24 protein-coding genes are annotated in these 24,184 nt (G+C 67.1%); 17 read left to right on the forward strand and 7 right to left on the reverse strand.

The genetic code is table 11. The features are described from left to right. The first annotated feature begins 22 nt into the window (after positions 1-22). Genes MYA_RS19440 through MYA_RS19450 form a run of 3 tightly spaced genes read left to right on the forward strand, consistent with a single transcriptional unit; the run spans position 23 to position 1,211 of the window. Complete coding sequence (locus MYA_RS19440) at positions 23-346, forward strand: ArsR/SmtB family transcription factor (RefSeq protein ID WP_014724723.1); 324 nt, start codon at positions 23-25, stop codon at positions 344-346. Beyond that, entirely contained in the window at positions 343-774 is a 432-nt protein-coding gene (locus MYA_RS19445) for an SRPBCC family protein (RefSeq protein ID WP_014724724.1), read from the forward strand. Before MYA_RS19440 ends, MYA_RS19445 begins: the two co-directional genes overlap by 4 nt. Continuing rightward, the gene (locus MYA_RS19450; protein WP_011881709.1) at positions 771-1,211 is read left to right on the forward strand and encodes a DUF1801 domain-containing protein; all 441 of its coding nucleotides are present in this window, start codon (positions 771-773) and stop codon (positions 1,209-1,211) included. Before MYA_RS19445 ends, MYA_RS19450 begins: the two co-directional genes overlap by 4 nt. 121 nt (positions 1,212-1,332) lie before the next feature. On the opposite strand, the gene acnA is transcribed toward MYA_RS19450, so the two are convergent. The 5 genes from acnA to MYA_RS19475 all read right to left on the reverse strand — a co-directional run bounded on the left by acnA (position 1,333) and on the right by MYA_RS19475 (position 8,495). After that, a complete protein-coding gene (gene acnA / locus MYA_RS19455) occupies positions 1,333-4,050 on the reverse strand; it encodes an aconitate hydratase AcnA (protein ID WP_011881710.1) in 2,718 nt (905 codons plus the stop codon). 52 nt (positions 4,051-4,102) lie between these two features. Further along, a complete protein-coding gene (locus tag MYA_RS19460) occupies positions 4,103-5,554 on the reverse strand; it encodes a bifunctional 2-methylcitrate dehydratase/aconitate hydratase (protein WP_014724725.1) in 1,452 nt (483 codons plus the stop codon). A gap of 17 nt (positions 5,555-5,571) precedes the next feature. Beyond that, positions 5,572-6,081 carry a hypothetical protein gene (locus MYA_RS19465; RefSeq protein WP_014724726.1) on the reverse strand — a complete coding sequence of 170 codons (510 nt, stop codon included), beginning with the start codon at positions 6,079-6,081 and terminating at the stop codon, positions 5,572-5,574. 230 nt (positions 6,082-6,311) lie between these two features. After that, positions 6,312-7,316 (reverse strand): HpcH/HpaI aldolase/citrate lyase family protein, encoded by a 1,005-nt coding sequence (locus tag MYA_RS19470; RefSeq protein ID WP_041494099.1) that lies wholly within the window; start codon positions 7,314-7,316, stop codon positions 6,312-6,314. Between the two features lie 192 nt (positions 7,317-7,508). Further along, the gene (locus MYA_RS19475) at positions 7,509-8,495 is read right to left on the reverse strand and encodes a malate dehydrogenase (protein ID WP_011881714.1); all 987 of its coding nucleotides are present in this window, start codon (positions 8,493-8,495) and stop codon (positions 7,509-7,511) included. A 298-nt stretch (positions 8,496-8,793) separates the two neighbouring features. Between MYA_RS19475 and MYA_RS19480 the strand changes: the two genes are divergently transcribed. From MYA_RS19480 to gltA, 7 genes are all read left to right on the forward strand, one after another. Beyond that, the gene (locus tag MYA_RS19480) at positions 8,794-9,606 is read left to right on the forward strand and encodes a GntR family transcriptional regulator (protein ID WP_193043975.1); all 813 of its coding nucleotides are present in this window, start codon (positions 8,794-8,796) and stop codon (positions 9,604-9,606) included. 170 nt (positions 9,607-9,776) lie between these two features. After that, positions 9,777-10,193, forward strand: a complete 417-nt coding sequence (gene sdhC / locus MYA_RS19485) for a succinate dehydrogenase, cytochrome b556 subunit (RefSeq protein ID WP_011881716.1) — start codon at positions 9,777-9,779, stop codon at positions 10,191-10,193. Between the two features lie 4 nt (positions 10,194-10,197). Beyond that, positions 10,198-10,566 carry a succinate dehydrogenase, hydrophobic membrane anchor protein gene (gene sdhD, locus MYA_RS19490; RefSeq protein WP_006399546.1) on the forward strand — a complete coding sequence of 123 codons (369 nt, stop codon included), beginning with the start codon at positions 10,198-10,200 and terminating at the stop codon, positions 10,564-10,566. Positions 10,567-10,569: 3 nt separating this feature from the next. Continuing rightward, entirely contained in the window at positions 10,570-12,345 is a 1,776-nt protein-coding gene (gene sdhA, locus MYA_RS19495) for a succinate dehydrogenase flavoprotein subunit (RefSeq protein ID WP_011881717.1), read from the forward strand. A gap of 21 nt (positions 12,346-12,366) precedes the next feature. After that, a complete protein-coding gene (locus MYA_RS19500) occupies positions 12,367-13,068 on the forward strand; it encodes a succinate dehydrogenase iron-sulfur subunit (RefSeq protein WP_011881718.1) in 702 nt (233 codons plus the stop codon). 7 nt (positions 13,069-13,075) lie between these two features. Next, the gene (locus MYA_RS19505) at positions 13,076-13,348 is read left to right on the forward strand and encodes an FAD assembly factor SdhE (protein ID WP_011881719.1); all 273 of its coding nucleotides are present in this window, start codon (positions 13,076-13,078) and stop codon (positions 13,346-13,348) included. 53 nt (positions 13,349-13,401) lie between these two features. After that, entirely contained in the window at positions 13,402-14,703 is a 1,302-nt protein-coding gene (gene gltA / locus MYA_RS19510; protein WP_011881720.1) for a citrate synthase, read from the forward strand. A gap of 90 nt (positions 14,704-14,793) precedes the next feature. On the opposite strand, the gene MYA_RS19515 is transcribed toward gltA, so the two are convergent. Next, positions 14,794-15,795: a helix-turn-helix domain-containing protein gene (locus MYA_RS19515; RefSeq protein WP_041494276.1), complete on the reverse strand. Its 1,002-nt coding sequence runs from the start codon at positions 15,793-15,795 to the stop codon at positions 14,794-14,796. 71 nt (positions 15,796-15,866) lie between these two features. Here MYA_RS19515 and MYA_RS19520 point away from each other — a divergent pair, with 71 nt between their 5' ends. The 3 genes from MYA_RS19520 (at position 15,867) to iaaH (ending at position 19,329) form a co-directional block, all read left to right on the forward strand. Beyond that, positions 15,867-16,256 (forward strand): VOC family protein, encoded by a 390-nt coding sequence (locus MYA_RS19520; RefSeq protein ID WP_011881722.1) that lies wholly within the window; start codon positions 15,867-15,869, stop codon positions 16,254-16,256. 104 nt (positions 16,257-16,360) lie between these two features. After that, positions 16,361-17,611: a DUF1479 domain-containing protein gene (locus tag MYA_RS19525; protein WP_014724729.1), complete on the forward strand. Its 1,251-nt coding sequence runs from the start codon at positions 16,361-16,363 to the stop codon at positions 17,609-17,611. Positions 17,612-17,907: 296 nt separating this feature from the next. Further along, complete coding sequence (iaaH, locus tag MYA_RS19530; RefSeq protein WP_148278599.1) at positions 17,908-19,329, forward strand: indoleacetamide hydrolase; 1,422 nt, start codon at positions 17,908-17,910, stop codon at positions 19,327-19,329. A gap of 21 nt (positions 19,330-19,350) precedes the next feature. On the opposite strand, the gene MYA_RS19535 is transcribed toward iaaH, so the two are convergent. Continuing rightward, a complete protein-coding gene (locus MYA_RS19535; protein ID WP_011881725.1) occupies positions 19,351-20,256 on the reverse strand; it encodes a LysR family transcriptional regulator in 906 nt (301 codons plus the stop codon). Between the two features lie 138 nt (positions 20,257-20,394). On the opposite strand from MYA_RS19535, the gene MYA_RS19540 reads away from it, so the two are divergent. The 4 genes from MYA_RS19540 (at position 20,395) to MYA_RS19555 (ending at position 24,148) form a co-directional block, all read left to right on the forward strand. Next, positions 20,395-21,777 (forward strand): MFS transporter, encoded by a 1,383-nt coding sequence (locus MYA_RS19540; protein WP_041494101.1) that lies wholly within the window; start codon positions 20,395-20,397, stop codon positions 21,775-21,777. 8 nt (positions 21,778-21,785) lie between these two features. Beyond that, entirely contained in the window at positions 21,786-22,184 is a 399-nt protein-coding gene (locus tag MYA_RS19545; RefSeq protein WP_011881727.1) for a hypothetical protein, read from the forward strand. A 157-nt stretch (positions 22,185-22,341) separates the two neighbouring features. After that, positions 22,342-23,682 (forward strand): Rieske 2Fe-2S domain-containing protein, encoded by a 1,341-nt coding sequence (locus MYA_RS19550; protein ID WP_041494102.1) that lies wholly within the window; start codon positions 22,342-22,344, stop codon positions 23,680-23,682. After that, entirely contained in the window at positions 23,666-24,148 is a 483-nt protein-coding gene (locus MYA_RS19555) for an aromatic-ring-hydroxylating dioxygenase subunit beta (protein WP_011881729.1), read from the forward strand. Before MYA_RS19550 ends, MYA_RS19555 begins: the two co-directional genes overlap by 17 nt. The last annotated feature ends 36 nt before the right edge of the window (positions 24,149-24,184 follow it).

Consider the following 24,184-nt stretch of genomic DNA (forward strand, 5'->3'; position numbering starts at 1 on the left):
CCACGAAGTTATTGATTCCAGCATGCAAAGCCCGCACGACCTGCTGTTCAGAACACTTGCCGATCCGACGCGCCGCGCGCTGTTCGAGCGACTGTGTGCGGAAGGCGAGCTGACGGTCGCCGCGCTGACGGCCCGCGCCGGCGTGTCGCAGCCGGCCGTGTCGAAGCATCTGGGTGTACTGAAGCAGGCCGGGCTCGTGAGCGACCGTCACGCGGGCCGGCAGACGCACTACAGCGCGCAGCCGCAGGCGCTGACTCCGTTGCTCGACTGGGCCGGCCAGATGACCGCCTTCTGGCAGAACCGGTTCGATGCGCTCGAAGATCTGCTCAGGAGAATGGACCAATGAACCCCAATCCCGCCGCAACCCGTACCGTCGTCGTCGAACGGGAGCTGTCGCATCCGCCCGAGAAGATCTGGCGTGCGCTCACGCAACCGCATCTGCTCGACGCGTGGCTGATGCAGAGCGATTTCGAACCGGTGGCGGGCCGCGCGTTCAGTTTTCGCGCCGACTGGGGTTCGGTCGACTGCACCGTGCCGACGATCGAGCCGCACCGCGCGCTGTCGTACACGTGGGCCGCTCATGGCCTCGAAAGCGTCGTCACGTGGACGCTCACGCCCACGCCGCACGGCACGCTGCTGCGAATGGAGCAAAGCGGCTTCCGCACCGATCAGGAGCAGGCGTACCGTGGCGCGCAGCACGGCTGGCCGAAGTTCTTCGCGTCGCTCGAACAACTGCTCGCACGCCAGGACGAGGGCGGGGAGGCCGACGCATGAGCGCCGCCGGGCACGACCTGACGCCGTCCGCGCGCATCGACGCGCTGATCGCCGGAATCGCCGACTGGCGCCGCGACGTCTTTGCCGAGCTGCGCGCGACGATCCTCGCGGCCGACGCCGGCATCGTCGAGGAATGGAAGTGGATGGGCAGCCCCGTCTGGTCGTGCGACGGGATGATCGCGGTCGCGAACGCGCACAAGGGCAAGGTCAAGCTCACGTTCATGCACGGCGCGCAGCTGGCCGATCCCGATGGGCTGTTCAACGCGGGCCTCGACGGCAACGCGCGCCGCGCGATCGACTTCATGGAAGGCGACAAGCTCGACCGGCGCGCGCTGCAGCGCCTGATTCGCGCGGCGATCGACTACAACCGCGCGCATCTGAAGAAGAACGCACGCGCCGCTGCGGGTGCGAAGGCGCGCGGCGGCAAGCAAGCCTAGCGCCGCCGGCCGCTGCGGCGCGCGCCTTTGTACGGACGAAAAAAAACCCGACACGAGGTCGGGTATCCAAATCGGCCGCAACCGCCGCGAGGCGGCTGCGGCACCTGCAAAAGCAGGGCGCTTACGCTGCGAGCAGCGAGCGCAGCACGAACGGCAGGATCCCGCCGTGCTTGTAGTAGTCGACTTCGATCGGCGTATCGATGCGCAGCAGCACCGGCACGCGGGTCGTTTCGCCGTTCTTGCGGTGGATCACCAGCGTGACGTCCTGCTGCGGCTTGAAGTCGTCGCCGAGGCCTTCGATGTCGTAGGTCTCTTCGCCGGTGATGCCGAGCGACTGCACGCTGTCCGCGCCCTTGAACTGCAGCGGCAGCACGCCCATGCCGACCAGGTTCGAGCGGTGGATGCGCTCGAAGCTGCGTGCGATGACGGCCTTCACGCCGAGCAGCTGGGTGCCCTTCGCGGCCCAGTCGCGCGACGAGCCCGTGCCGTACTCTTCGCCCGCGAACACGACGGTCGGCGTGCCGGCGCCGACGTACTTCATCGCGGCGTCGTAGATCGACAGCTGTTCGCCGCTCGGCTGGTGGATCGTCAGACCGCCTTCGACGCGCGTGCCGTCGGCCTTCGCCGGGATCATCAGGTTCTTGATGCGGACGTTCGCGAACGTGCCGCGCATCATCACGTCATGGTTGCCGCGGCGCGAGCCGTAGCTGTTGAAGTCGGCCTTCTGCACGCCGTTCTCCTTCAGCCACTTGCCTGCCGGCGAGTCTTCCTTGATCGAGCCTGCCGGGCTGATGTGGTCGGTCGTCACCGAATCGCCGAAGATGCCCAGTGCGCGCGCGCCCTGGACGGTCGGGATCGACGCGGCCGGCTCCATCGAGAAGTCGTGGCCGAAGAACGGCGGCTCGGCGATGTAGGTCGACTTCGGCCAGTCGTAGACCTGGCCCGTTTCGCCCTCGATCTTGCTCCACAGGTCGCCCTTCTTCGTGAGCTTCGAGTAGTTGTCCTCGAACTTCTTCGGGTCCAGCGCGAACTTGAGCAGCGCGTGGATTTCGTCGCTGGTCGGCCAGATGTCGCCGAGGTAGATGTCGTAGCCGTCCTTGCCCTTGCCGACCGGCTCCGTCATCAGGTCGCGCGTGATGTTGCCGGCGATCGCGTAGGCGACGACGAGCGGCGGCGACGCGAGGAAGTTCGCGCGGATGTTCGGGTGGATGCGCGCCTCGAAGTTACGGTTGCCCGACAGCACGGCCGCCGCGACGATGTCGTTCTTCGTGATCGCTTCGTTCAGCTCCGGCGTCAGGTCGCCCGCGTTGCCGATGCAGGTCGTGCAGCCGTACGCGGCGACTTCGAAGCCGAGCTTCGCGAGGTACGGCAGCAGGCCCGTCTTCGTCAGGTATTCGGTGACGATGCGCGATCCCGGCGCGAGCGACGTCTTGATGTGCGGCGCGACCGTCAGGCCGGCTTCCACGGCCTTCTTCGCGAGCAGGCCGGCGGCCAGCAGCACGCTCGGGTTCGACGTGTTCGTGCACGACGTGATCGCGGCGATCAGCACGTCGCCGTTCTTCACGTCGACGCCGTTGCTCGTCGTGTACTGCGCGTTCAGGTCCTCGGCCTTCTTCGCGAAGCCGTTTTCGGCGACCGGCTTCGAGAACAGCTCGGTGAACGTCGACTTCACGTTGCCGATTTCGATGCGGTCCTGCGGGCGCTTCGGGCCGGCCAGCGACGGCGCGACCGTCGCGAGGTCGAGCGTGACCGTCTTCGTGTAGTCGATGTCGCCTGCCTTCGGGATGCCGAACAGCTTCTGCGCCTTGAAGTAGTTCTCGAACGCGGCGATTTCGGCCTTCGTGCGGCCCGTGCCTTCGAAGTACTCGATCGTCTTTTCGTCGACCGGGAAGAAGCCCATCGTCGCGCCGTATTCCGGCGCCATGTTGCCGATCGTCGCGCGGTCCGGCAACGACAGCGACTTCGTGCCTTCGCCGAAGAACTCGACGAACTTGCCGACGACCTTCTCCTTGCGCAGCATTTCGGTGATCGTCAGCACCAGGTCGGTGGCCGTCACGCCTTCGCGCAGCTTGCCCTTCAGCTCGACGCCGACGACGTCCGGCGTCAGGAAGTACACCGGCTGGCCGAGCATGCCGGCTTCCGCCTCGATGCCGCCCACGCCCCAGCCGACCACGCCGATGCCGTTGATCATCGTCGTGTGGCTGTCGGTGCCGACGAGGGTGTCCGGGTAGTACACGGTGTCGCCGCCGTCGGCCTTCTTGTGCACGCCGCGCGCGAGGTATTCCAGGTTCACCTGGTGGACGATGCCGACGCCCGGCGGCACGACCTTGAACGTGTCGAACGCCTGCATGCCCCACTTCATGAACTGGTAGCGCTCGTTGTTGCGCTGGAATTCCAGCTTCATGTTCAGGTCGAGCGCATCCTTCTGACGGAAGTAGTCGATCTGCACCGAGTGGTCGACGACGAGATCGACCGGCACCAGCGGCTCGATCTTCTTCGGATCCTTGCCCGAACGCTGCGCGACACCGCGCATGGCCGCGATATCGGCGAGCAGCGGCACGCCGGTGAAGTCCTGCAGCACGACGCGCGACACCACGAACGGAATCTCGTCGACCCGCTTCGCGGTCGGCTGCCAGTTCGCGAGCTGCTCGATGTGTTCTTCGGTGATCTTCTTGCCGTCGTAGTTGCGCAGCACGGACTCGAGCACGATGCGGATCGACACCGGCAGGCGTTCGATCTTCGTCTTCAGTTCCTTGCCGAGCTGCGGCAGCGAGTAGAACTTGCCTTTGCCGGAACCGCTGTCGAATTCCTTGAGGGTCTTGTGGAGATTGTGGGCCATGGTGATTTTCCTGGGTTTAAGGCTAGGAAACAAAGAGTCCTGTATCTGACGGCTAGATCATATACAGATCGACGTACTCATTGACCGGCATCGCATCGAGCTTTGCCTGGTCCAGCGACACGTCGAGAATCGCTTGTTGCTGCTTTGCCGGGAAACGGCGGGCAAGGTTGGTCCGGAATTTCTCGATCAGCAGCGGGATGCCGTCGGCACGGCGTCGCTGATGGCCGATCGGATATTCGACCGTCACCTCGGCAAGCGTCGACCCGTCCGCGAATTCGATCGTCAGCGCGTTCGCGATCGAGCGCTTGGCCGGGTCGTGGTAGTCCTTCGTGAACTGCGGATCCTCGACGCACACGGTCTTCGCGCGCAGCGCGTCGATGCGCGGATCGGCGGCGGTCGCGTCTTCGTAGTCGGCCGCGCTCAGCCGGCCGAACAGCAGCGGCACGGCCACCATGTACTGGATGCAGTGGTCGCGGTCGGCCGGATTGGCGAGGGGCCCCTGCTTGTCGATGATGCGGATCGCGGCCGCGTGCGTGCGGATCGTGATGCGGCTGATCTCGTCGGTCGTGCGGCCGGCCGCGGCGAGCCGCGCGTGCAGCTGCAGCGCGGCCTCGACGGCCGTCTGCGCATGGAATTCGGCGGGGAACGCGATCTTGAACAGCACGTTCTCCATCACGTAGGTGCCGTACGGGCGCTGGAAGCGGAACGGCTGCCCGCGGAACAGCACGTCGTAGAAGCCCCAGGTCTTCGCGGTCAGCGCGGACGGGTAGCCCATCTCGCCGGTCTTCGCGATCAGCGCGAGGCGCACCGCGCGCGACGTCGCGTCGCCGGCCGCCCACGACTTGCGCGAGCCGGTGTTCGGCGCATGGCGGTAGGTGCGCAACGCGTGGCCGTCGACGAACGCGTTCGACACCGCATTGAGCAGCTCGTCGCGCGTGAGCCCGAGCAGGCGGCCGACCACGGCGGTCGACGCGACCTTGACCAGCAGCACGTGGTCGAGCCCGACGGCATTGAAAGAATTCTCGAGTGCGAGGCAGCCCTGGATCTCGTGGGCCTGGATCATCGCGACGAGCACGTCGCGCATCGCGAGCGGCTTCCTGCCGGCCGCGACGGCCGTGCGGGACAGCCAGTCGGCCGTCGCCAGGATCCCGCCGAGGTTGTCGGACGGATGACCCCATTCGGCGGCGAGCCAGGTGTCGTTGAAGTCCAGCCAGCGGATCATCGCGCCGATGTCGAACGCGGCCTGTACGGGATCGAGCTGGAAGGACGTGCCCGGCACCTTCGCGCCGTTCGGCACGATCGTGCCCGGCACGACGGGGCCGAGCAGCTTGGTGCAGGCAGGGTAGGAGAGCGCCTCGAGTCCGCATCCGAGCGTGTCGATCAGGCAATGACGCGCCGTCTCCAGCGCGAGCGCGCTGTCGATGCCGGTGTCGAGCACGTAGTCGACGATGTCGACGAGTACCGAATCCGGCGCAGGGCGGACGTTGGAGACCGGGGCGGACATCGAGGGCCTGGGCGCGCTTAGTTCGTCGCCGGCTTCAGCTCGTTGGACTGCGTCGGTGCGGCGCCGCCTTGCGCCATTTCCGGCGTCACGCATTCGTCGGCGAGACGCTCGCCGCCGTTCGCGTCGCTGAACAGCATCGCCTTGGTCGGGATCACGACCAGCTTGAAGCCGGCGGCCGGATCGTAGAACGTGTCGGCGCCGGTCGTCGTGGCCTGACGCGGCAGCTTGTAGTTCTTCTTCGCCCAGTGGACCGTGACCAGCTGGTCGCGCTTCATGTCGCCGGCGAGGTCGAACGACAGGCCGTCCTTGCACGCCCACCTCACTGCGCCGTCCGGTACCGGATCGACCTTCGCCGCGGCACGCGCGAGGGACTTCTTGCTGCGCGGAATCAGGCGCTTGGCCGGTGCCGGGCGCTTGGCCGTCTTCTTCGCAGTCGTGGCCGTACCCTGGGCGAACGCGCTCGGCGCCGACACCAGCAGCGTGGCGGACAACGCGCCGATGGCGGTAGCGATCAGGAGTTTCTTCATGGAGTCAGAACCTTTCGATTATCAGTTGACAAGGGCCGGCTGCTGACGCCGCCGGCCGGTTTGAAACTGCACGCGCCCCCGGAAGCGCGCAGCGGCCGCTATTTTGACCTATTTGGCTGCGCATATTTCAGGTTTTCGGGCTCGGTTACGTTTTTTGTCGTTTCGCAAACCTGTGTCGCGTTCGCGCGCCGGAGATTCGATGAAATCCGCATGTCGGCGGCTCGGCCGGCTTAACCGGAGCCTGCGCCGGCCGGCCCGAACAGCGGCGCGGCTTCGCGCGGCACGGCCTGGCCGGTCGCTTTCGCGCGGCGCAGCACCGACCAGTAATAGCGGTAGCTCGCGCGGTCGTGCAGCGTGTCGCCGTGGCGCGTCGGGCCCCAGTCGGCGGCCTGCGCGGCCAGCAGGATCTCGGCGGCCAGCGCGACCTCGTCGGTGCGCGGCGCGAATGCGTCGACGATCGGACGGATCTGCGCCGGATGGATGCTCCACATCCGCGTGAAGGCGAATTCGTCGCGCGCGCGGCGCGCATCGCCGGCCACGACGCTCATGTCGCGCACGTCGGTCGTGACGTTGTGCGACGGCGTCTTGCCGTGCGCGTGGCAGGCCGCGGCGATCTCCAGCTTCGCGCGGCGCACGAGCGGGTGATCGAACTGGCCCGGCGAGCGCATCGCCGCATCGGGAATCGCGCCGTGATGGGCGGACACGAAATCCATCAGCCCGAAGCTCAGCGTGCCGACCAGCGGCAGCGCGGCGAGCGTCGCGGCCTGTGCGAGCGCGCCGTGCGTCTCGACCAGCACGTCGACCGGAATCGGCTGCGCGAGCCCGAGCTCGCGGCGCGTGCCTTCGATGAACGCGATCATCTCGGCCGCATCGGCGGCGCCGGCGACCTTCGGCAGCGTGACGTAGGCGGGCGCGCGCGCGGCGCGCAGCACGATGCGCACGTCGTCGCGCCAGTGCGGATGGGAAAAGTCGTGAATGCGGACGCCGACGCGTCCGAAGCGGTTCTCGGCGCTGCCGAGGAATTCGGCGACGAGCTGCGCGTGTGCGGCTTCCTGGCCGACGGCCGCGCCGTCCTCGCAGTCGAGCGTGATGTCGAACACCGGGCCGAGTTCGGCCTGGAGCGCGAGCGATTTGCGCATCAGCTTCTCGCTGCCCGCGTAGTGATCGCAGCAGGGCAGGATCGCGGGCGGCGACGCCCCGTCGTACAGCACTTGTGCAGGAGTGAGCGCGGACATCTCTTCTACGCCAGGGAAGCGGATCATCGGGGAGAAATCGGATCCGGCCACGTTCTGGGCCGGCGCGCGCTGCGCGCCGGCGGCAAAACGTGCCCGGATCGGATCGGATCGGGCGGCGCGGCTGGCTGGCTGCGCGCCGGCCGCCCGTGCCGTGGCCGGCCCGCCCGCGGGCGGCCCGGCCACGCAGCCTGCTTAGTTCTTCAGCAGGTGTGCGACGCCGTCGCGCTCTTCGAGCAGCTCGGCGAGCGTGCCGTCCATCTTCTCGCGCGAGAACGCATCGATCTCGAGGCCTTCGACGCGCTTGTATTCGCCGTTTTCGCAGGTGACCGGCACGCCGTAGATGATGTCTTCGGGGATGCCGTACGAGCCGTCCGACGGGATGCCCATCGTGACCCACTTGCCGTTCGTGCCGAGCACCCAGTCACGCACGTGGTCGATCGCCGCATTGGCTGCCGACGCTGCCGACGACAGGCCGCGCGCTTCGATGATCGCCGCGCCGCGCTTGCCGACGGTCGGGATGAACGTTTCGCGGTTCCACACGTCGTCGTTGACGAGCTTCAGCATCGACTCGCCTTCGGCGGTCGCGAAGCGGAAGTCGGGGTACATCGTCGGCGAGTGGTTGCCCCACACGGCGAGCTTCTCGATCGATGCGACCGGCTTGCCCGTCTTCGCTGCGAGTTGCGACAGCGCGCGGTTGTGGTCGAGGCGCAGCATGGCCGTGAAGTTCTTCTTCGGCAGATCCGGCGCCGACTTCATCGCGATGTAGGCGTTCGTGTTGGCCGGGTTGCCGACCACCAGCACCTTGACGTCGCGGCTCGCGACTTCGTTCAGCGCGGCGCCCTGGACCGTGAAGATCTCGGCGTTGGCCGACAGCAGGTCCTTGCGCTCCATGCCCTTCGAGCGCGGACGTGCGCCGACGAGCAGTGCGACGTCTGCATCCTTGAATGCAACCTTCGGATCGTCGGTGATCACGACGCCCGCGAGCAGCGGGAACGCGCAATCTTCGAGTTCCATCACGACGCCTTTGACGGCGGCTTGGGCTTGCGGGAGGTCGAGCAGTTGCAGGATGACCGGCTGGTCCTTGCCGAGCAGGTCGCCGTTCGCGATGCGGAACAGCAGGGAGTAAGCGATTTGACCTGCGGCGCCGGTGACGGCAACGCGCTTTGCGGGCTTAGCCATTGAAAATCTCCAGGACGGGATGAAGCGATGGACGCTAGGCAAAACGCCATTCTATGCGCGTTACGCGTAGCGTTGCAGTGAAGCAGGGCGGAGGACTCGCGAAAGGCAGACGCGGTGAACCTGGAGACGGCCGTGGCACGTAGCCGGGGACGCGTTTTGCACCCGCGAACCCTTGCTCGACCGGGAGTGTAGGAGCGGGCGTGGCCAAAGTCAAACGGTATCATATGTCTTATATAAGACAGATGTTTTGCTGAATTTGAGTGGACGGAAAAGCGCGGTTTGTGATGAAATGCGCGCCATGACATCGAACCAGGCGAACAACGCGAATCCGACCGGCGCAGGCAGCCCAGGGCAGCCGGGCGCGGGCGATTCCGTGCCGGCGCCTGCCGCGCCGTCGCCGACTTTCAGTCCGTTATACCAGCAGATCAAGTCGTTGATCACGCAGAGTCTGGAATCGGGCGAATGGAAGCCGGGCGAGATCATCCCGAGCGAGGTGGAGCTCGCGGCCCGTTACAAGGTCAGCCAGGGCACCGTGCGCAAGGCGATCGACGAACTGGCCGCCGAGAATCTCGTCGTCAGGCGGCAGGGCAAGGGTACGTTTGTTGCAACGCACAACGAAGATCGCGCGCAGTTCCGCTTTCTGCGGCTGCTCGCCGACGACGGCGCCGAGCATCCGCACGTGAGTCGCGTGCTCGAATGCCGGCGCTTGCGGGCGCCGGCCGAGATCGCGCGGCAGCTCGACCTGAAGCCGGCCGACCCGGTGGTGCAGGTGCGCCGGCTGCTGGCGTTCGAGGGCGACGCGACGGTGCTCGACGAGATCTGGCTGCCCGGAGCGATGTTCCGCGGGCTGTCGTTCGAGCGCTTGAGCGAATACAAGGGGCCGCTCTATGCGATGTTCGAGACGGAGTTCGGCACGCGCATGATTCGCGCGACGGAAAAGATCCGGGCGGTGGCGGCGGAGCCGGCGGTTGCCGATCTGCTGCGCGTGCCGGCGGGTTTTCCGTTGCTGTCGGTGGAGCGGGTGTCCTATACGTACGGCGATCGGCCGGTGGAAGTGCGGCGCGGCTGGTATGTCACAACCGGGTATTACTATCACAATGACTTGAGCTGACGACGTATCGGCCAAGCTGCGGGCGCGCGTTCTCCCCACGTTCGCGTAGCACGTATCGGGCCGCCTTTTGTTCGCGTTTGCGTAACGATCCAGAGCAGACTTTCGCTGCAGCGCGATATAAAAAGGCGCTAAAATCGCGGATTAGTGTGACAACATAGTAGGGGTCTAGCATGACTGACGCAGTAAGAAAGCCGAGGCCGGAATACCGGAACATCGGATTCGGCGACATCACGATGAAATATCGCATGCCTGCGGCGGCGATATTGTCGATTCTCCATCGAATCAGCGGCGCGCTGCTGTTCCTGTTCCTGCCGTTCCTGCTGTTCCTCTTCGATCAGAGCCTCACGTCGGAGCTCAGCTTCGAAGTCTTCAAGTCTTTCCTCTCCAACATCGTCGTCAAGCTGATCGTCCTCGCGTTGTCCTGGGCGTTCCTCCACCATTTCTGCGCCGGCATTCGCCACCTGTTGATGGACGTCAACCATGACGCCGTCTCGAAGGAAGGCGGCAAGCGTACGGCCGTGGTCGTGTTTGTCGTCTCGATCGCGCTGACGATCGCCATGGCACTCAAACTGTTCGGAGCATTCTAAGAAAATGGCAGCCAACAACCGAATCGGCTCGAAGCGCCTCGTCGTCGGCGCTCACTACGGCCTGCGCGACTGGCTCGCGCAGCGCGTCACCGCCACGATCATGGCGGTCTACACGGTCATTCTGCTCGTCCTGTTTTTCGGCGCGCATGACTTCTCGTACGAAGGCTGGGCATCGATCTTCTCCGCGCAATGGATGAAGCTCGCGACCTTCGTGACGCTGCTTTCCCTCTTCTACCACGCATGGGTCGGCGTGCGCGACATCTGGATGGACTACGTGAAGCCCGTCGGTGTGCGCCTGCTGCTGCAATCGCTGACCATCGTCTGGCTGCTCGCATGTGCGGGCTACGCCGCGCAGATTCTCTGGAGAGTGTAAAGAATGGCTGCAATCAAAACTTCCCTGCCGCGCCGCAAGTTCGACGTGGTGATCGTCGGCGCGGGCGGCTCGGGCTTGCGCGCAGCGCTGCAACTGTCGCGTGCGGGCCTGTCGGTCGGCGTGCTGTCGAAGGTGTTCCCGACCCGTTCGCACACGGTCGCGGCACAAGGCGGCATCGGCGCGTCGCTCGGCAACATGAGCGAAGACAACTGGCACTTCCATTTCTACGACACGATCAAGGGTTCCGACTGGCTCGGCGACCAGGACGCGATCGAGTTCATGTGCCGTGAAGCGCCGAACGTCGTGTACGAGCTCGAGCACTTCGGCATGCCGTTCGACCGCAACGCGGACGGCACGATCTATCAGCGCCCGTTCGGCGGCCACACTGCGAACTACGGCGAGAAGCCGGTGCAGCGCGCCTGCGCGGCCGCCGACCGTACCGGTCACGCGCTGCTGCACACGCTGTACCAGCAGAACGTCGAGGCGAAGACGCAGTTCTTCGTCGAATGGATGGCGCTCGACCTGATCCGCGACGCGGACGGCGACGTGCTCGGCGTGACGGCCCTCGAGATGGAGACGGGCGACGTCTACATCATGGAAGGCAAGACGACGCTGTTCGCGACGGGCGGCGCTGGCCGGATCTTCGCGGCATCGACGAACGCGTTCATCAACACGGGCGACGGGCTGGGCATGGCCGCTCGCTCGGGCATCGCGCTGCAGGACATGGAGTTCTGGCAGTTCCACCCGACCGGCGTGGCCGGCGCGGGCGTGCTGATCACGGAAGGCGTGCGCGGCGAGGGCGGCATTCTGCGCAACTCGAACGGCGAGCGCTTCATGGAGCGCTATGCGCCGACGCTGAAGGATCTGGCGCCGCGTGACTTCGTGTCGCGCTCGATGGACCAGGAAATCAAGGAAGGCCGCGGCGTCGGTCCGAACAAGGACCACGTGCTGCTGGATCTGTCGCACATCGGCGCGGAGACGATCATGAAGCGTCTGCCGTCGATCCGCGAGATCGCGCTGCGGTTCGCGAACGTCGACTGCATCAAGGAACCGATCCCGGTCGTGCCGACGATCCACTACCAGATGGGCGGCATTCCGACCAACATCCACGGTCAGGTCGTGGGCACGTCGCGCGATCACAAGGAGCCGGTCAACGGCTTCTACGCGGTCGGCGAATGCTCGTGCGTGTCGGTGCACGGCGCGAACCGCCTGGGCACGAACTCGCTGCTCGACCTAGTGGTGTTCGGCCGCGCGGCCGGCAACCACATCGTCCAGCACGTGAAGAACCAGCGCGACCACAAGCCGCTGCCGGCCGACGCGGGCGAATACTCGCTGGCACGCCTGGCGAAGCTCGAGAAGTCGACGTCGGGCGAATACACGCAGGACGTCGCGAACGACATCCGCTCGACGATGCAGAAGCATGCGGGCGTGTTCCGTACCTCGGCGCTGCTGAAGGAAGGCGTGGACCAGATGGCCGGCCTGAAGGAGCGGGTGGAAAACATCCACCTGAAGGACAAGTCGAAGGTGTTCAACACCGCGCGCATCGAAGCGCTCGAGCTGGAGAACCTGATCGAAGTGGCCCGTGCGACGATGGTGTCGGCCGAAGCGCGCAAGGAAAGCCGCGGCGCACACGCGCACAGCGACTACGAGCACCGCGACGACGACAACTGGCTGCGCCACACGCTGTGGTACAGCGAAGGCGATCGCCTCGACTACAAGCCGGTTCAAATGAAGCCGCTGACGGTCGACTCCGTGCCGCCGAAGCCGCGCACGTTCTAAGCCGAGTCAAAGGAATCCGAAATGGCAAAACGCATTTTTGAACTCTATCGCTACGATCCGGACAAGGACGCGGCGCCGCGCATGCAGACGTACGAGCTCGAGATCCAGCATGAGCGCATGCTGCTCGACGCGCTGGTGAAGCTGAAGGCCGTGGACGAGACGCTGTCGTTCCGCCGCTCGTGCCGCGAAGGCGTGTGCGGCTCGGACGCGATGAACATCAACGGCAAGAACGGTCTCGCGTGCCTGACGAACCTGAACGATCTGCCGCAGAAGATCGTGCTGCGTCCGCTGCCGGGGCTGCCGGTGGTGCGCGACCTGATCGTCGACATGACGCACTTCTTCAACCAGTATCACTCGATCAAGCCGTACCTGATCAACGACGCGCCGCCGCCGGAGAAGGAACGCCTGCAGTCGCCGGAAGAGCGCGACGAGCTCGACGGCGTGTACGAGTGCATTCTGTGTGCGAGCTGCTCGACGTCGTGCCCGAGCTTCTGGTGGAACCCGGACAAGTTCGTGGGCCCGGCGGGCCTGCTGCAGGCTTACCGGTTCATCGCCGACAGCCGCGACACCGCCACCGGCGAGCGTCTCGACAATCTGGAAGATCCGTACCGTCTGTTCCGTTGCCATACGATCATGAACTGCGTCGACGTGTGCCCGAAGGGCCTGAATCCGACGAAGGCGATCGGCAAGATCAAGGAACTGATGGTTCGCCGCGCGGTTTAAGGTTGAAATGAGCGACGACTCGCATCAATCCGACCCGCACCGTCGCGCGCGCCTGCGTTGGCGCGCGCGGCGGGGTCTGCTGGAGAACGACATTCTGTTCGAGCGTTTCTTCAGCAGACACGAGCATGACCTCACCGATGCAGACGTAGGCGCGTTGTCGCGCCTGCTCGATCTGAGCGACAACGACCTGATGGACTTGCTCCTCGCGCGCAAGGAACCAGAGGGCGACCTAGACAGCCCGGATGTTCACCGGCTGTTGGAGATGCTGCGCAACGTTTAAAGCGTTACGCCCGTTATCGAATCCCGTTTCTTTATTTCGATTGAGGATGTGCCATGACTCCGTCTGATGTTAAAGCCACGCTATCGTTCAGCGACAACTCGCCGAGCGTCGAAATGCCGATTTACAAGGGGACGATGGGCCCGGACGTAATCGACATCCGCAAGCTGTACGGCCAAACCGGCAAGTTCACTTACGACCCGGGCTTCATGTCGACGGCTTCGTGCAACTCGGCGATCACGTACATCGACGGCGACAAGGGCGAACTGCTGTACCGCGGCTACCCGATCGACAACCTCGCGCAGAACGCGGACTTCCTCGAGTCCTGCTACCTGCTGCTGAAGGGCGAACTGCCGAACGCGGCACAGAAGAAGGAATTCGTCGACACCGTCACGAAGCACACGATGGTGCACGAGCAGATGCACTTCTTCTTCCGCGGCTTCCGCCGCGACGCGCACCCGATGGCGATCCTGGTCGCCGCAGTCGGCGCGCTGTCGGCGTTCTACCACGACTCGCTCGACATCAACGACCCGCGTCACCGCGAAGTGTCGGCGATCCGCATGATCGCCAAGCTGCCGACGCTCGTCGCGATGGCATACAAGTACAGCATCGGCCAGCCGTTCGTGTATCCGAAGAACTCGCTGTCGTACAGCGCGAACTTCATGCACATGATGTTCTCGAACCCGTGCGAAGAGTACAAGGTCAACGACGTGCTCGTCCGCGCGCTCGACCGTATCCTGATCCTGCACGCTGACCACGAGCAGAACGCATCGACGTCGACGGTCCGCCTGGCCGGCTCGTCGGGCGCGAACCCGTTCGCGTGTATCGCGGCCGGTATCGCGTGTCTGTGGGGCCCGGCGCACGGTGGTGCGAACGAAGCCGCGCTGAACATGCTCGAGCAGATCGGCTCGCCGGACAACATCCCCGAATTCATCAAGCAGGTGAAGGACAAGAATTCGGGCGTGAAGCTGATGGGCTTCGGTCACCGCGTGTACAAGAACTACGACCCGCGTGCGAAGCTGATGCGCGAAACGTGCTACGAAGTGCTGAACGAACTGGGCCTGCACGACGACCCGCTGTTCAAGCTCGCGATGCAGCTCGAGAAGATCGCGCTGGAAGACGAGTACTTCGTGTCGCGCAAGCTGTACCCGAACGTCGACTTCTACTCGGGTATCGTGCAGCGCGCGCTGGGCATCCCGACGTCGATGTTCACGTGTATCTTCGCGATGGCACGTACGGTCGGCTGGATCGCACAGTGGAACGAAATGATTGCGGATCCGGAGCAAAAGATCGGCCGTCCGCGTCAGCTGTTCATCGGCGACACGCCGCGCGAAGCGAAGCCGCTCAACGCACGTTAAGTCGTGCGCGGCGCGAACGGCCGCAACGCCGTTCGCGTCCGGCGAACGCAACGCCCCGACACCCCGGTGGGTCATCCCGCCGGGGTGTTTTCATTTGTGCGCGCGGCGCGTGCGGGTGCTGCGTTCCAGCGACGGTGGGCGTGTGTCGAGCGATGGCGCGTCGGCAGCCGAGGCATCGGCGCCCGGCACGTCGACGCCCGACGCATGGCCATGCTGCGCGAACAGGCGCCGGTATGCGCGCGGCGTCATGCCGCGTGCGGCGAGGAACTGACGGTTGAAGTTCGCGACGCTCGGAATGCCGCAGCGCGCGGCGACCGTCGCGATCGGCCAGTCGGTGCCGGCCAGATGGCGACACGCGTGCGCGAGCCGCAACCGCTGCAGGTAGCGGCCGACGCTTTCGCCGAGATGGCGCGCGAACAGCCGTTGCAGCGAGCGTTCGGACAGATGCGCGATGGCCGCGAGCGCGTCGATGCGCAGCGGCTCGTGGAACCGGCGATCGATCGCATCGAGCACGCGCTCGACGCGTTCGGCTTCCGGAGCGGACGCGTCGACGGACGACTCGATCCGCTCGGACCGGCTGCGCGCGTGCGCGCCGGCCAGCGGCTCGCCGCCGGCTTCGGCGAGTTCCGCGAGCGTGTCGAGTACGGCGGCGAGCCGCACGCGCGGCGACGCATCGAGCAAGCGCGGCAGCCGGGCGCGCATCGCGCGCGCCGTATCGGCGTCGAACGCGAGGCCCGACGCCGCGCGCCGCAGCAGCGAGCGCAGCGGCGCATATTCGGCGCAGCAGTCGGCGACGCGGTGGGCCCAGTCGCCGTCGAACCACACGACGAGCGCGACTTCGGGCGCGGCGCGATCGATGCGCGCATTCGACGACCAGGTGTGCGGCAGGTTCGGCGGGACGAGCACCAGATCGTCGTCCGCGTAGCGGGCAACGTGATCGCCGATGAAGCGCCGGCCGCGGCTGTTCAGCGTGAGCGTCAGTTCGTATTCCGGATGCCGATGCCATTCGAACGGAATGCGTGCGAGCTGGCGGTGATACACGCGGATCGAGCAGCCGGGAGCGTACGTCACGTGTTCGTATTGCGGCTTCATCGCGGCCTCCGGGCGACGGCGGCATCGCACCGTGGCATGATCGTGGTCGATCGTCACGACGGAGCGAAGCCATGTTTTCACATGTTTGCGTGGGCGTCAGCGATACCGCACGCGCGTACGATTTTTACGCGCCGCTGTTCGCGGAACTCGGGTTGCGCCTGAAGTTCCGCGAGCCGGACGGCTGGTCGGGCTGGATGCCGGCCGACACCGATCGGCCGCTGTTCTTCTTCGGGCGGCCGCTCGACGGCCACCAGCCCGAGCCGGGCAACGGCCATACGATCGCGTTCGATGCGCACTCGCGCGCGCAGGTCGACCGCTGCCACGCGCTCGCGCTGCAGCACGGCGGCACCTGCGAGGGGCCGCCCGGCCTGCGGCCCCACTATCACCGCGACTACTACGGCGCGTACTTCCGCGATCCGGACGGCAACAAGCTGTGCGTCGTCTGCCATCGCCCTGGCTAGGTTGTCCGGATTGTATCGATTGTCGGCTGGATAGTATCGATCGCGGCGACGTATCGGCCGTACGCTGAGCGCTCATCACGACATGGTTCAGCGAGGAGACGACGATGCCCCTGACGATAGACGATGTGCCGTCCGCGATCCGCGCGGCGAAACGGGCGCTGCGTGCGGACCTGCCCGGCTATGCGACGACGTTCCTCGAGCTGGAAGGGGACATCGCGCGGCAGGTCGACGCGATCCGCCGCACGCACGCGCACGGCCGCGATGCGATTCCGGTGCTGCGGTTCGCGGAGATCGCGAACGGCGCGGTCGAGCCGCGCACGATCGACGCAATCCGTGCACACGGCGCGGCGGTGATCCGCGGCGTGTTCGATGCGCGGCAGGCGCGCGACTGGAACGACGAGATCGGTGCGTATCTCGAGGCGAACCGCTTCGCCGAGCGGCTGCACGCGCGCGCCGACGATCGCTACTTCGGCAACCTCGCGTCCGGCAAGCCGCAGATCTACGGCGTCTACTGGTCGAAGCCGCAGGTGGCCGCGCGCCAGTCGCCGGCGCTGACGCAGGCGCGCGTGTTCCTGAACCGGCTGTGGCGTCATGCCGATGGCGCACGCCCGCATTTCGATCCCGACCGGGTTCCCGCGTACGCGGATCGCATCCGTCGCCGGCCGCCGGGTTCGACGACGCTCGGGCTGTCGCCGCACGTCGACGGCGGGTCGGTCGAACGCTGGCTCGGGCCGAATTTCCGGCACGTGTATCGGCACGTGCTGGCCGGCCGCTGGCGCGATTACGACCCGTTCGACGCGGCGTTCCGGCCCGACGTCGAGGAGATTGCGTCGCCGGCCGTGTGTTCGATGTTCCGTACGTTCCAGGGCTGGACCGCGCTGACGCCGCAAGGCCCCGGCGACGGCGCGCTGCAGCTGATCCCGGTCGCGAACGCGATGGCGTATGTCGTGCTGCGCGCGCTGCTGGACGATGTCGCCGACGACGACCTGTGCGGCGCGCGGCCCGGCCGCGCGCTGTCGATCCTGCCCGAGTGGCATGCGCTGCTGCTCGATGCGCTGGTGCCGATTCCGCAGATGGAGCCGGGCGACGCGGTGTTCTGGCACGGCGACGTCGTGCATGCGGTCGAAGACGTGCATCGCGGCAGCGGCGACAGCAACGTGATGTACATCGCGGCCGCGCCCGGCTGCCCGAAGAACGATGCGTACCTGCAACGGCAGCGGCAGGCGTTCGTGCGCGGCGAGAGCCCGCCGGATTTTCCGGCCGATCATTTCGAGGTCGATTTCGACGGGCGCGCATGCGAGCGCGATCTGACGGGGCTGGGCCGCGAGCAGATGGGGTTCGAGCCGTGCGCTTGATGGACCGACGGCGCGCGCGCCGTCGGTCCATCGGCGGCATCGGCGGCATCAGCGGCATCAGCATCCACGGCATCCGAGGTATCCGCCGCATCCGCACCATGCCGCTTGCGATTCGATTCGGCCTGCAATTCGCCGCGCGCCCGGCCGCCTACGCCCCGACCGTTCCCAACCGCCTGCATGATGCCCCACGTGCGCCTGCCCGCGCGCCGGGCTACCATCGCGCTGCGCGCGGCATGCCGGACAGGGCCTTCGGTACGCCGCCCGTTTCCCGATCGATTCCGCGTCCAGCACACAACATGACAACACAGCCGAACCGCGTTTCTTCCTCTCCCTTCATTTCCGATGCGAGCGTGCGCGGGCTTGCCGACGCGGTGTGCCACGGCGCGTGCCGTGCCGTCGACGTGGCCGATGATGCACTCGCGCGCCTCGCCGCCATTGCGCCGCTCAATGCGATGGTGCACGTCGATGCCGAACTCGCACGCCGCACGGCCGAGCGCATCGATGTGCGTATCGCACAAGGCGACGCGCTGCCGCTCGCCGGCGTGCCGTTCGTCATCAAGGACAACCTCGACACCGCCGACCTGCCGACGCTCGGCGCGAGCCCCGCAGTGAACGGCTATCGCGCGACGCACGATGCGCTGACCGTCCGGCGCCTGCTCGACGCCGGCGCGGTGCCGCTCGGCAAGGCCAACATGCACGAGCTCGCGTTCGGCATCACGAGCGGCAACCGGCAGTTCGGTGCGGTCGGCAACCCGCACGACCCGCGCCGTATCGCGGGCGGCTCGAGCGGCGGTACGGCCGCGGTCGTCGCGGCCGGCATTCCGTTCGGCCTCGGCACCGACACCGGCGGTTCGGTGCGCATTCCCGCCGCATTTTGCGGCGTGTACGGCTTGCGGCCGTCCGCGCAGCGCTATTCGTCGCACGGCGTGCTGTCGCTGTCGCACACGCGCGATACGGTCGGGCCGATCGCCCGGCACATCGACGATCTGCTCCTGCTCGATGCGGTGCTGACGCGTGACGACGGCATTGCCGCCGCACCCGGCTGGTCGCAGCTGCGCATCGGCGTGCCGGCCGCGCCGTATTTCGACGAGCTGGATCCCAGCGTCGCGGCCTGCATCGAACGCGCGCTCGCGTCCTGCGCGGCGGCCGGCGCGACGCTCGTGCCGTTGCCCGCGCGGCAGCTGCACGACGCGAGCGAAGCGTGCGGCTTTCCGATTGCGGCATTCGAGGCCAGCCTGTACTGGCGTCGTTTCGCGACGCAACGGCTCGGCATCCCGTTCGACACGTTCGTCGAACGGATCGCGAGCGACGACGTCCGCGCGATCTTCCGTTCGTTCGTATCCGCGCCGATCGATGCACAGTCCTACGCCGATGCGCTCGATTGGCGTCGGCGCATCGTGCGCTGGTACGACGACGCATTCGGTACGCCGGTCGACTGCATCGCGATGCCGACGGTGCCGGGCGAGGCGCCGTTGCTCGACGCCACCGCTGCGATGACGGCCGCGCAGGACGCGGCGCTGTTCGCGCGCGTCGCGCGTCAGACCTCGCCCGCGTCGCTCGCCGGCGTACCGTCGGTGTCGCTGCCGGCCGGCCGCTCCGCGCAAACGGGGCTGCCGGTCGGGCTCATGCTCGAAGGCCCGTGGGGCGGCGACCGCCGCCTGCTGGCGATCGCGGCACGCGTCGACGCACGGCTGCGGGACGATGCGGCACGCGCGTGAGCCTGCGCATGCGGCGCCGGCTCAGGCCAGATACGCTTTCATGAAGTCGACCCACGCGCGCACCTTCTGCGGCACGTGTGCGGTCGACGGGTACAGCGCATAGACGGCCTGCGGCGGAAACCGGTAGCCGGGCAGCGCATCGACCAGCGCGCCGCTCGCAAGGTCGTCGCGCACGAGCCACTCGGGCAGCAGCGCGACGCCGCTGCCTTGCCGCGCGAGCACGCGCAGCACCGACGCGTTGTCGACCACCACGCGCGGCTTCGCGCCCGGGCGAAACGCATGCGGGTTGCCGTCGCGATCGGTGAGCGTCCACGTGGCGATCCGCTCGAGCCGCGTATGGCCGAGTTGCGGCAGCCGGGCAAGCAGCTCCGGCGAGCCGATCTGCGACAGGCCGGCCTCGGCGAGCAGCGAAGGCGCGATCACCGGCCGCACCTCGTAGGTCGCGAGGCACGCGCCGCGGTAGGGCAGATCCTGGAACTGCTCGAGGCGGCCGAGCCGAATCGCGACGTCGACACGCTCGCGCACCAGGTCGACCTGAGTCGCATGGGTCTCGAGCCGCACGCGTAGCGCCGGGTGGCGCTGCATGAACGCGTGCAGCGCCGGCGCGACGACCATCGTTCCGTACTCGACCGTGGACGTCACGCGCAGCACGCCGTGCATCCCGCCATGCTCGCTGCGCGCGTCGTCGATCGCGCTTTCGGCTTCCTCCAGCACGCGCACGCAGCGCGCGTAGAAGCGCTCGCCCGCGTCGGTCAGCTCGACGCGCCGCGTGGTGCGCGTGAGCAGCGTGACGCCGAGCTCGGCCTCCAGCTGCTTGATGTTGAAACTGACGGCGGCGCGCGCCTGATTCAGCTGGGCGGCGGCGGCCGTAAACGACCCCGTTTCCACGACGGCGCGGAAGACGGCGAAACGATCGAGACTCACCATAGCGTGTCGGATGCTGGGCGGAAAACCGACATGGTGCCTCGATTGTCAAAATTTTTCGACCAGTGTGGCCGCCCGGACGGTCTTATCGACGGCCGCGCCGAACCTTACACTGCGGCGTTCCGTACGTTTTCCGCCGTCATGACCGATCGCTCGAAAATCGCTGCCGTCTACCTGCTCGGGTTCGCGATCGACCTGGCGAACATGTTCGTCATCAACGCGGCCTATCCGACGATCCAGCGCGAGCTGCACGCGTCGGTCGCGCAGCTCGCGTGGATCGGCAACACGTACGTCCTCGGGCTCACGGTGGTGATTCCGCTCGGCACCTGGCTCGCGCGGCGCTTCGGCGAGCGCCGGCTGCTGATCGCATCGCTGCTGCTGTTCGCGTTGGGCAGCCTCGGCGTCGGCCTGTCGGCGTCGATCGGCGCCTTGCTGGCATGGCGGCTGGTGCAGGGCCTCGGCGGCGGCTTGCTGATCCCCGTCGGCCAGACGATGGCGTATCGCGCGTATCCGCCCGAGGCGCGCGCGCATCTGACGTCGATCGTGATGATGGTCGCGCTGCTCGTGCCCGCGTTGTCGCCAGCGCTCGGCGGCGTGGTCGTGGACCGCGCATCGTGGCGCGCGATCTTCTTCGGGATGCTGCCGCTCGCCGCGCTCACGAGCGTGCTCGCGTTCGCATGGCTGCCGGCCGACGCGCCGGACGGCAACCAGCCGGCGCTGGACTTTCGCGGCCTCGGGTTGAGCGCCACGGCGCTCGTCGCGCTGCTGCTCGGGCTCACGTTCGCGGGCCAGCCGGGTGCGGGCGGCGACGCGCTCGTGCCGCTCGCGATCGCGAGCGCGGCCGGCGCCGCGTATGTCTTGCATGCGCGCCGCGCCGCGGCGCCGTTGCTCGATCTGCGCCTGGTCGCGCAGCCGCTGCTGCGCATCGGGCTGATCGTCTATCTGTGCGTGCCCGGCGTGTTCACGGGCGTGAACCTCGTCGCCGCGCTGTATCTGCAGAACGCGCTCGGGCTCAGTGCGACCCATACGGGCGCGCTGATGGTGCCGTGGGCGATCGCGTCGTTCGCCGCGATCGCGACCACGCGCCGCTGCTTTCCGAAGTGGGGGCCGAAACCGCTGTTCGTCTGCGGGATCGCGATCGATGCGATCGGCATCGTGCTGCTCGCGACGCCGCTCGCCGCGCTCGAGGCCGGGCGCGTGCTCGCGTTCGTCGCGATGGGGCTGGGCGCCAGCATGTGCACGAGCACGTCGCAAAGCGCGGCGTTCGTCGACGTGCCGGCCGCGCGGATGGGCGACGCGAGCGCGCTGTGGAACATCAATCGGCAACTGAGTTTCTGTCTCGGCGTCGCGGTGCTGGGCAGCGCGCTGAACCTGCTGCTGTCGCTGCAGGGCGGCGCCGCGCAGCTGCCTTACCAGCAATGCTTCGGGCTGGCCGCGCTGGCGACGCTGCTGCCGCTGCCGTTCGTCGCACGCCTCGCCACGCATCGTGCGCCTGCCGCGCGCGCGGCTTCCCAACGTTCGTGAGTTCCAGCATGAATCCGTCAAACCCGTATTTCCAGGAAGTGATCGATGCGCACGTCGACATCGAGCAATGGCTGTCCGGCCGCGCCACGCGCGACGCGCTCGCGCCGCTGCTCGCGCGCTTCTCGCGCGCGTTCTCGATGATCTCGCTGCAGGGCCATGCGCTCGACTACGCCGATATCGACATCCTGTTCTCGCGCGGCTACGGCGCGCGGCCCGGCCTGCGCATCGCGATCGACGAGCTGCACGAAGTGAGCGCATGGCAGCGCGGCGCGGCGATCGCGTATCGCGAGACGCAGACCGACGAAGCCGGCCGGCGTACCGTGCGCCGCTCGACCGTCGTGTTCGAACGCGATGCGGACGGCCGCATCGGCTGGCTGCGGCTGCACGAAACACCGGTGACGGGCTGACCGTTACCCGCAACGACGCGTGCCGCGCGGTGCGGCGGCACGCGCATGCGCTTCCGGGCGCCATATCAAGCAGAACCTGAGAGATGACAACAAAAGCAATCGACACCGCGCGCCGCGCCGGCGCGCGGCGTTCGCGCGTGCGCAGCCGGAGGCACGCATGACGGCGCAACCGTTCATCGACGAGCCGGCGTCGCTCGTGCGCGACACCGAGGTGCACAAGGACCTCTATCTGTCGCCGCGCATCTTCGAGCTGGAGATGCGCGAGCTGTTCCGCAACACGTGGGTCTACGTCGGCCACACGAGCCAGATTCCGCGGACGGGCGACTACGTGACGACGACGATCGGCGCGGAGCCGGTCGTGATGGTGCGCCACGACGACGGGTCGGTGCGGGTGCTCCACAATCGCTGCTCGCACAAGGGCACGCAGCTGGTGACGGACGCGTGCGGCAACACGGGCGCGTTCTTCCGCTGCCCGTATCACGCGTGGTCGTATCGGACCGACGGCAGCCTCTACGCGATCCCGCTGCGGCGCGGCTACGAGAACACGGGCTTCGCATCGTGCGAGGCGAGCAAGGGGATGCAGGCGGTCGGCGCGGTGCATGACCATCGCGGCTTCGTGTTCTGCCGGCTGAACCCGTCCGGCGTCGATTTTCACGCGTATTTCGGCGACGCGCTGTCGTCGCTCGACAATCTGGTCGACCGTTCGCCGGAAGGGCGCGTCGAAGTCGCCGGCGGCGTGTTCCGCTACGTGCACGGCTGCAACTGGAAAATGCTGGTCGAGAACCAGACCGACACCTGTCATCCGATGGTCGCGCACGAATCGTCGGCCGGCACGGCCGTGCGCGTGTGGGAGCGCGACGGCGCGCAGCACGCGAAGCCGATGGCGGTCGAACTGCTCGAGCCGTTCATCCAGCCGCACGCGTTCTTCGAGCAGATGGGGCTGCGCGTGTGGCCCAACGGGCACGGGCATACCGGCACCGCCGATTCGATCCATGCGCGCTATACGCCGATTCCCGGCTATCACGAGAAGATGGTCGCCGCCTATGGCGAAGCGCGCGCCGCGCGCATTCTCGGCGAGGTGCGTCACAACACCGTGCTGTTCCCGAATGCGATGGTGAAGGGGCCGATCCAGATCCTGCGCGTGTTCAAGCCGCTCGCCGTCGATCGCACGCTGGTCGAGTCGTGGTCGTTCCGGCTGGTCGGCGCACCGGACTCGCTGTTCGAGCGCACGCTCGCATACAACCGCCTGATCAATGCGCCGACGTCGATCGTCGCGCACGACGATCTCGAGATGTACGAGCGCGCGCAGCGCGGGCTCGCGACGCAGTCGCGCGACTGGGTGCACGTCGGTCGTCTGTTCGATCCGCAGGAGTTCGCGCAGCCGACGTTCGTGACGAACGGCACCAGCGAGCAGCAGATCCGCAACCAGTTCCGCGCATGGCTGCGCTACATCGCGCCCGCGTCGACGCAGGAGGCCGCCGATGCGCGTATTCAGTGACGATGAGCTCGTCGCGTTCGTCTATCGCGAGGCGCGCCTGCTCGACGAGCGGCGCTACGACGAATGGCTCTCGATGTACGCGGACGATGCGCGCTACTGGATGCCGCTGTCGCCGGATCAGCCCGACACCGAGCTGCACGGCGCGCTGATGGACGAGGACCTGCTGCTGCTGCGCATCCGCATCGAGCGGCTCGGCGGGCGCCGCACGTTCTCGCAGCAGCCGGCGAGCCGCGGTCATCATCTGCTGCAGCGGCCGCAGGTCGATCGCGCTGAGCCCGATCACGGCGCGTACCTGCTGCGCACGCCGTTTCACTACGTCGAAACACGGCGCGACGAGCAGACCTTGTTCGCCGGCTGGTACACGCACGCGCTGGCGGTGCGCGACGACGCGTTGCGCATCCACGTGAAGCGCGTCGATCTCGTCAATGCCGACGCGCCGCTCGGCAGCATCCAGCTGCCGATGTGACCGCGTGCGCCGCGCACGCTCCTTACCGACCCCGAT

The organism is Burkholderia sp. KJ006 (assembly GCF_000262695.1).
Taxonomy (GTDB): Bacteria; Pseudomonadota; Gammaproteobacteria; order Burkholderiales; family Burkholderiaceae; genus Burkholderia; species Burkholderia vietnamiensis.

Coding starts and splice junctions, on each gene's coding strand:
- MYA_RS19505 (WP_011881719.1), top strand. CDS start 13,076: ATGAGCGACGACTCGCATCAATCCGACCCGCACCGTCGCGCGCGCCTG.
- acnA (WP_011881710.1), bottom strand. CDS start 4,050: ATGGCCCACAATCTCCACAAGACCCTCAAGGAATTCGACAGCGGTTCC.
- MYA_RS19550 (WP_041494102.1), top strand. CDS start 22,342: ATGACGGCGCAACCGTTCATCGACGAGCCGGCGTCGCTCGTGCGCGAC.
- sdhC (WP_011881716.1), top strand. CDS start 9,777: ATGACTGACGCAGTAAGAAAGCCGAGGCCGGAATACCGGAACATCGGA.
- MYA_RS19555 (WP_011881729.1), top strand. CDS start 23,666: ATGCGCGTATTCAGTGACGATGAGCTCGTCGCGTTCGTCTATCGCGAG.
- MYA_RS19500 (WP_011881718.1), top strand. CDS start 12,367: ATGGCAAAACGCATTTTTGAACTCTATCGCTACGATCCGGACAAGGAC.
- MYA_RS19460 (WP_014724725.1), bottom strand. CDS start 5,554: ATGTCCGCCCCGGTCTCCAACGTCCGCCCTGCGCCGGATTCGGTACTC.
- MYA_RS19480 (WP_193043975.1), top strand. CDS start 8,794: ATGACATCGAACCAGGCGAACAACGCGAATCCGACCGGCGCAGGCAGC.
- MYA_RS19520 (WP_011881722.1), top strand. CDS start 15,867: ATGTTTTCACATGTTTGCGTGGGCGTCAGCGATACCGCACGCGCGTAC.
- gltA (WP_011881720.1), top strand. CDS start 13,402: ATGACTCCGTCTGATGTTAAAGCCACGCTATCGTTCAGCGACAACTCG.
- MYA_RS19465 (WP_014724726.1), bottom strand. CDS start 6,081: ATGAAGAAACTCCTGATCGCTACCGCCATCGGCGCGTTGTCCGCCACG.
- MYA_RS19515 (WP_041494276.1), bottom strand. CDS start 15,795: ATGAAGCCGCAATACGAACACGTGACGTACGCTCCCGGCTGCTCGATC.
- MYA_RS19445 (WP_014724724.1), top strand. CDS start 343: ATGAACCCCAATCCCGCCGCAACCCGTACCGTCGTCGTCGAACGGGAG.
- MYA_RS19525 (WP_014724729.1), top strand. CDS start 16,361: ATGCCCCTGACGATAGACGATGTGCCGTCCGCGATCCGCGCGGCGAAA.
- MYA_RS19475 (WP_011881714.1), bottom strand. CDS start 8,495: ATGGCTAAGCCCGCAAAGCGCGTTGCCGTCACCGGCGCCGCAGGTCAA.
- MYA_RS19450 (WP_011881709.1), top strand. CDS start 771: ATGAGCGCCGCCGGGCACGACCTGACGCCGTCCGCGCGCATCGACGCG.
- sdhA (WP_011881717.1), top strand. CDS start 10,570: ATGGCTGCAATCAAAACTTCCCTGCCGCGCCGCAAGTTCGACGTGGTG.
- MYA_RS19540 (WP_041494101.1), top strand. CDS start 20,395: ATGACCGATCGCTCGAAAATCGCTGCCGTCTACCTGCTCGGGTTCGCG.
- MYA_RS19535 (WP_011881725.1), bottom strand. CDS start 20,256: ATGGTGAGTCTCGATCGTTTCGCCGTCTTCCGCGCCGTCGTGGAAACG.
- iaaH (WP_148278599.1), top strand. CDS start 17,908: ATGACAACACAGCCGAACCGCGTTTCTTCCTCTCCCTTCATTTCCGAT.
- MYA_RS19440 (WP_014724723.1), top strand. CDS start 23: ATGCAAAGCCCGCACGACCTGCTGTTCAGAACACTTGCCGATCCGACG.
- MYA_RS19545 (WP_011881727.1), top strand. CDS start 21,786: ATGAATCCGTCAAACCCGTATTTCCAGGAAGTGATCGATGCGCACGTC.
- sdhD (WP_006399546.1), top strand. CDS start 10,198: ATGGCAGCCAACAACCGAATCGGCTCGAAGCGCCTCGTCGTCGGCGCT.
- MYA_RS19470 (WP_041494099.1), bottom strand. CDS start 7,316: ATGTCCGCGCTCACTCCTGCACAAGTGCTGTACGACGGGGCGTCGCCG.